The organism is Pseudoxanthomonas kalamensis DSM 18571, from assembly GCF_010211745.1.
GTDB classification, from domain to species: Bacteria; Pseudomonadota; Gammaproteobacteria; order Xanthomonadales; family Xanthomonadaceae; genus Pseudoxanthomonas_A; species Pseudoxanthomonas_A kalamensis.
Genome location: NZ_PDWQ01000016.1, coordinates 1 through 1472, shown reverse-complemented (window position 1 = coordinate 1472; position 1472 = coordinate 1). Strand labels below are relative to the sequence as shown.

The 1472-nt window shown below is 57.5% G+C and carries 2 protein-coding genes; both read left to right on the top strand.

Features of this window, described 5'->3' with window-relative positions:
* Positions 1-141: Ail/Lom family outer membrane beta-barrel protein (locus CSC70_RS13640; RefSeq protein WP_162457184.1), on the top strand; the 141-nt coding region annotated here is incomplete at its 5' end.
* 64 nt (positions 142-205) lie between these two features.
* Complete coding sequence (locus CSC70_RS14915) at positions 206-1411, top strand: prophage tail fiber N-terminal domain-containing protein (protein ID WP_162457183.1); 1206 nt, start codon at positions 206-208, stop codon at positions 1409-1411.
* The last annotated feature ends 61 nt before the right edge of the window (positions 1412-1472 follow it).

Here is a 1472-nt window from a genome sequence, read left to right as displayed (position 1 = left end):
CGGCATACCTCAGTGGCGTGGAGTGCAGGTATACAGATTAATCCGGCAGCGTCCGTCGTTGTTGATATTGCTTATGAAGGCTCCGGCAGTGGCGACTGGCGTACTGACGGATTCATCGTTGGGGTCGGTTATAAATTCTGATTAGCCAGGTAACACAGTGTTATGACAGCCCGCCGGAACCGGTGGGCTTTTTTGTGGGGTGAATATGGCAGTAAAGATTTCAGGAGTCCTGAAAGACGGCACAGGAAAACCGGTACAGAACTGCACCATTCAGCTGAAAGCCAGACGTAACAGCACCACGGTGGTGGTGAACACGGTGGGCTCAGAGAATCCGGATGAAGCCGGGCGTTACAGCATGGATGTGGAGTACGGTCAGTACAGTGTCATCCTGCAGGTTGACGGTTTTCCACCATCGCACGCCGGGACCATCACCGTGTATGAAGATTCACAACCGGGGACGCTGAATGATTTTCTCTGTGCCATGACGGAGGATGAGGCCCGGCCGGAGGTGCTGCGTCGTCTTGAACGGATGGTGGAAGAGGTGGCGCGTAACGCGTCCGTGGTGGCACAGAGTACGGCAGACGCGAAGAAATCAGCCGGCGATGCCAGTGCATCAGCTGCTCAGGTCGCGGCCCTTGTGACTGATGCAACTGACTCAGCACGCGCCGCCAGCACGTCCGCCGGACAGGCTGCATCGTCAGCTCAGGAAGCGTCCTCCGGCGCAGAAGCGGCATCAGCAAAGGCCACTGAAGCGGAAAAAAGTGCCGCAGCCGCAGAGTCCTCAAAAAACGCGGCGGCCACCAGTGCCGGTGCGGCGAAAACGTCAGAAACGAATGCTGCAGCGTCACAACAATCAGCCGCCACGTCTGCCTCCACCGCGGCCACGAAAGCGTCAGAGGCCGCCACTTCAGCACGAGATGCGGTGGCCTCAAAAGAGGCAGCAAAATCATCAGAAACGAACGCATCATCAAGTGCCGGTCGTGCAGCTTCCTCGGCAACGGCGGCAGAAAATTCTGCCAGGGCGGCAAAAACGTCCGAGACGAATGCCAGGTCATCTGAAACAGCAGCGGAACGGAGCGCCTCTGCCGCGGCAGACGCAAAAACAGCGGCGGCGGGGAGTGCGTCAACGGCATCCACGAAGGCGACAGAGGCTGCGGGAAGTGCGGTATCAGCATCGCAGAGCAAAAGTGCGGCAGAAGCGGCGGCAATACGTGCAAAAAATTCGGCAAAACGTGCAGAAGATATAGCTTCAGCTGTCGCGCTTGAGGATGCGGACACAACGAGAAAGGGGATAGTGCAGCTCAGCAGTGCAACCAACAGCACGTCTGAAACGCTTGCTGCAACGCCAAAGGCGGTTAAGGTGGTAATGGATGAAACGAACAGAAAAGCCCACTGGACAGTCCGGCACTGACCGGAACGCCAACAGCACCAACCGCGCTCAGGGGAACAAACAATACCCAGATTGCGAACAC

Bases quoted from the DNA above. Each gene is read 5' to 3' on its own strand.
- CSC70_RS14915 (WP_162457183.1), top strand. From the start codon at position 206: ATGGCAGTAAAGATTTCAGGAGTCCTGAAAGACGGCACAGGAAAACCG.